Here is a 3,633-nt window from a genome sequence, read left to right on the forward strand (position 1 = left end):
GTCACCAGGCGGGTCCGAAGTATTTATATTCTGATCTTGGTAACCTGATAGATTGGTATACTGATACGTCGGATTTTTTTCCGACCCTACCTCGGATTTTTTTCCGAGGTTGTTCGGATTTTTTTCCGACCCTCGGATATTTTTCCGACCCTCGGATTTTTTTCCGACCTCAGCCTTGTTCCACTGAAGTCCCTTTTGGGTCACTCGGTAGTAATCCCCGCCATTGATGATCTTTCGTTCAATCAGGTCTTTTCGAATCAGTTGAGAAGCCAACCGGTAAACGGTATCTCGTTTGTCGGAGAGGATGGGCAGCTCCTCGATGATCTTGCCCTTACTGAGATACCAATAGCCTTCCTGCTTATCCGCCCATGAGGCGGCACCCAGGATAAAGGAGAACAAAGTGGCCTGCTGAAGGTTCAGCTCCCACTCGATACTCTTCGCCTGATTAATTGAGAGCGTTAGTTCCACTTTCGCCTCCGTCCAGTTGGCACAATACAGCTATCCGCTTCACACAGACTCTAGGGATGCGCATCAAGCCGGATGCCTGGGCGCTCTCGGTATTCACGTCTCCGAGGTTCTGCGCCAGCATCAGCACCTCATCACTCTCTGCAACCAGCCATCCCACCGTCTTGCATTCCACCACTTCCAGCGGTGGCAGGTCGCTCAGGTGATTCCAGCAGCCGTAGGGCTGGGCGCTGTCCACCCAATCCACCCTCACGAGCTTCAGTCGTCCCATACCAGTGATTGACACCTCTCTGTCTGCTCCAGCGCTGCCCGAGCAAATACCAGGGCAGCATCAATAATCTCGGGCTTTGCACAGCGATAGGTCGTTGGAACCACTTTCAACTCACACGCCGCCAACATCTTTGCGAACATCTCAAGGTCACCATCCTTCATCTTGCTGACCTTCGCCTCGGAGCAGCCAAGCGAACGTGCGACATTCACCTGCCCTACCCGAGAAAGGCCGGTCAATAGGGCGGAAAGGTTCTTTCTGGCTCTTTCCGACACTTGCCGCGATTCTTCACTCAACAAATCCATGCGAGGGTTCCTGTATGTCGCTCTACTCAGCTATCGCTTCGACAAATAGCCCTATGAGTCGCTACAACCGCGATTCGGCACTATTTGCGCTGTGTCGCCATCTTCATCGTTTTCAAACTTTCCAACAGATAAGACGCTTCAAATTTGCCGCCTGACAGTTCAGCCAAAATTTCGGCATATTTGGTTTCACCCGTGTATTCAGTCCTTGGCAGCCGACCGTTAGTAATCCACTTATGCACGGCACTGGTGGATATTTCGCAGTGCTGTGCGACCCGTAGAGGGCCACCAGCAAACTTGACAGCCGTTTTCACCCCTAGGGATGAATCAAAATCTGGAGTACCCATGACGCCCCCAAAAAGTCAACTTTCAGTTGATAATATAGATCAACTGATACTTGATCAACCCCTATGCAATACTCAACTGATGGTTGACACTACTCAGATCAGAAAAGAGTTCGTTCGGCGGTTAACAGAAGCGCTTGCGGATAAAGGCGTCAAAAAGAATTTTGGTGTCACTATCCATGAAGAGCTGAAGCGGCGCGGGGCCAAGGCGACTACCCAGGCAATTAACAAGTGGCTCAATTGTGAGTCGATGCCCGCGCGGGCAAATATGCAGATACTGGCGGACTGGCTGGGTGTTCAACCCTCATGGTTGCAGTTCGGGGAGGCTCCCAAAAGAGAGAGCCATGGAGTGCGCGAGAGCTCTTCCACTTATTACACGAACGTCGCTCCAGGGCCCAAAGACATTACATTGGTTCCGCTAATCAGCTGGGTCCAGGCTGGTGAGTTTTGTGAAGCAATAGACCCCTATTTAGCCGGTGATGCTGAGGCACTAATGCCATGCCCAGTGCCCCATTCTCGCAGAACCTATGCGCTGCATGTCCGTGGCGACTCAATGACTAGCCCCTACCCTGGCCAACGCTCATACCCTGAAGGGGCGATCATCTATGTGGATCCAGAAATAGAAGTGACAAATGGCTCCAGAGTGATTGCCAAGATAGACGGCGAAGTAACTTTTAAGACCTATATTGAGGATGCCGGCAAAACCTACTTGAAAGCGATCAACCCTAGCTACCCAACCCTTGATGTAACTGGACAAAAATTACACATCTGTGGCGTGATAATCGGTTATTACATGCCTGGATAGATAGCAAAGGGCATAAAAAAAGCCCCTTACACTTCCCACAAAGCCCCTTTGGGGCTTTTTTATTGTCTGCAAGCTCCAGCTCACGATTCCGTTGTTTTATAGCGCGCCGAAAATCAACCATTAGTTGTTGACTTCGATCAACCTTTAGTTGATTATTGATTCATAGCTACAGAGCAAGGACAACAGTTATGTACGCCACCAGCTCAGCCAGGCCAGTAGAGGAAGCCCTGCCCGACTACGAGTGCCACCAGGACAGCCAGCGGGAAATCACCCAAAAGGACATCGAGGCAGTCGCCGAATTCATCGAGTACCGCTTATTAAAAGAGCGCGGCATTTTGAGCAAAGCTGCCGAGCGTGCCTACGAATTGTTCGCCGATGAAATGCCAGACCGGATCGACAGCCTGGCCGGGAACTCCGATAGCACCGGCCCTGAATACATCGGCTGGTTATCACTTCAAGACGCAGCAAAGGCAGGAATCAAGCTCCAAGAGGCCGCTCGCAAAGCCATAGCGCACATTGCCGAGGAGCATTTTGAGGAGTTCTCAGCCGAAGCTCGCTGCTGGGGTTGGCTGGAATGATCAACCGCCTCTCTGAAAAACGAATCATCAGCTTCATGAAATGGCTTGGCAACCAGGGCGCAGAGATGCTGCCGATCACTAATGAATATGAGGTGATTCGTTTCCGTTGTTCTAAGGGTGTCGGCGTCGTCTATCGAAACAGTAAGGGGAGGCTCTCTGTCAGCAGCCCACTCGTTACGGAGGCTTTAAACGCGTATTTCTCCAATGGAAAGTGGGCTGGGAAGGGAAAACCAACAAAGCGCTTTTATGGGAATAAACGCAAGCTGCAGCTTTTGAAGCGCGACGGCGATGAGTGTTTTTACTGCGGGAAGCCACTTGATACAGATGCCACCGTGGAGCATCTGGTTGCACTCAGTCAACGCGGTCCGAACAGATTAGAGAACTTGGTGTTGGCTCATAAATCCTGCAACCAGAAAGCTGACAATCTCCCGGTAATTGAGAAGGTTCGGCTGCGCGAAGCAATGCGAGCGGAGGTGGCTGAGCAATGAAATCCATACGACTCAACCTCGATACAGCCAGCATTAGCGCCATTGCGGTCGCAGCCAGCCGTCGGGCCAGCTACCTGTTTCCTGGCCTGAAAGTAACCGTGGTTCGCGCTTGTGACATGGACTGGTGGGAAGAGGTCTGCAAAGCCATTCGCGAGCGCTGCCGTCAGTCCTATCAGCGCTGGGGCCACTGTGAAAACCCCTACCCCGTCGGCGACCTGAAGCGTTGGGAGTGGGTTGATGAAACCCAAGCCATTGTGCGGGAACGCCTGTCGCTGGTGCTGCGTGACACCAGCTGGGCTGAAGAGGATGCCATCTGTGATCTGGGCGGGGCAAAACGCGGGGAAGTGATTCCCTTCCCTACCCCGCAACGACAAAGGAAACCG

8 protein-coding genes are annotated in these 3,633 nt (G+C 52.2%); 4 read left to right on the forward strand and 4 right to left on the reverse strand.

What is annotated here, in order from left to right; genetic code table 11:
* The 4 genes from ABVT36_RS18720 to ABVT36_RS18735 form a co-directional block, all read right to left on the reverse strand.
* The coding region (locus tag ABVT36_RS18720; protein WP_368457916.1) for a hypothetical protein at positions 1 to 468 on the reverse strand (468 nt) is incomplete at its 3' end.
* Complete coding sequence (locus ABVT36_RS18725) at positions 446 to 736, reverse strand: hypothetical protein (protein ID WP_368457917.1); 291 nt, start codon at positions 734 to 736, stop codon at positions 446 to 448. The genes ABVT36_RS18725 and ABVT36_RS18720, both read right to left, overlap by 23 nt.
* Positions 724 to 1,038: a CII family transcriptional regulator gene (locus ABVT36_RS18730; RefSeq protein ID WP_367148952.1), complete on the reverse strand. Its 315-nt coding sequence runs from the start codon at positions 1,036 to 1,038 to the stop codon at positions 724 to 726. Before ABVT36_RS18730 ends, ABVT36_RS18725 begins: the two co-directional genes overlap by 13 nt.
* 80 nt (positions 1,039 to 1,118) lie before the next feature.
* Positions 1,119 to 1,382, reverse strand: coding sequence for a hypothetical protein (locus tag ABVT36_RS18735; RefSeq protein ID WP_368457918.1), 264 nt, complete (start codon positions 1,380 to 1,382; stop codon positions 1,119 to 1,121).
* Between ABVT36_RS18735 and ABVT36_RS18740 the strand changes: the two genes are divergently transcribed.
* The 4 genes from ABVT36_RS18740 to ABVT36_RS18755 form a co-directional block, all read left to right on the forward strand.
* A complete protein-coding gene (locus ABVT36_RS18740) occupies positions 1,381 to 2,184 on the forward strand; it encodes a LexA family protein (protein ID WP_368457919.1) in 804 nt (267 codons plus the stop codon). The two genes, ABVT36_RS18735 and ABVT36_RS18740, sit on opposite strands and share 2 nt — an antisense overlap.
* A 188-nt stretch (positions 2,185 to 2,372) precedes the next feature.
* Positions 2,373 to 2,762, forward strand: coding sequence for a hypothetical protein (locus tag ABVT36_RS18745; protein ID WP_368457920.1), 390 nt, complete (start codon positions 2,373 to 2,375; stop codon positions 2,760 to 2,762).
* A complete protein-coding gene (locus ABVT36_RS18750) occupies positions 2,759 to 3,250 on the forward strand; it encodes an HNH endonuclease (RefSeq protein ID WP_367152917.1) in 492 nt (163 codons plus the stop codon). Before ABVT36_RS18745 ends, ABVT36_RS18750 begins: the two co-directional genes overlap by 4 nt.
* A partial coding sequence (locus ABVT36_RS18755; protein ID WP_368457921.1) for a hypothetical protein occupies positions 3,247 to 3,633 on the forward strand: 387 nt, incomplete at its 3' end. The genes ABVT36_RS18750 and ABVT36_RS18755, both read left to right, overlap by 4 nt.

Origin of the sequence: Microbulbifer sp. TYP-18 (assembly GCF_040932045.1) — a bacterium.
Classification (GTDB): Bacteria; Pseudomonadota; Gammaproteobacteria; order Pseudomonadales; family Cellvibrionaceae; genus Microbulbifer.

Excerpts from the sequence above, each read along its gene's own strand:
- ABVT36_RS18725 (WP_368457917.1), bottom strand. The coding sequence starts at position 736 with ATGGGACGACTGAAGCTCGTGAGGGTGGATTGGGTGGACAGCGCCCAG.
- ABVT36_RS18730 (WP_367148952.1), bottom strand. The coding sequence starts at position 1,038 with ATGGATTTGTTGAGTGAAGAATCGCGGCAAGTGTCGGAAAGAGCCAGA.
- ABVT36_RS18740 (WP_368457919.1), top strand. The coding sequence starts at position 1,381 with ATGACGCCCCCAAAAAGTCAACTTTCAGTTGATAATATAGATCAACTG.
- ABVT36_RS18735 (WP_368457918.1), bottom strand. The coding sequence starts at position 1,382 with ATGGGTACTCCAGATTTTGATTCATCCCTAGGGGTGAAAACGGCTGTC.
- ABVT36_RS18745 (WP_368457920.1), top strand. The coding sequence starts at position 2,373 with ATGTACGCCACCAGCTCAGCCAGGCCAGTAGAGGAAGCCCTGCCCGAC.
- ABVT36_RS18750 (WP_367152917.1), top strand. The coding sequence starts at position 2,759 with ATGATCAACCGCCTCTCTGAAAAACGAATCATCAGCTTCATGAAATGG.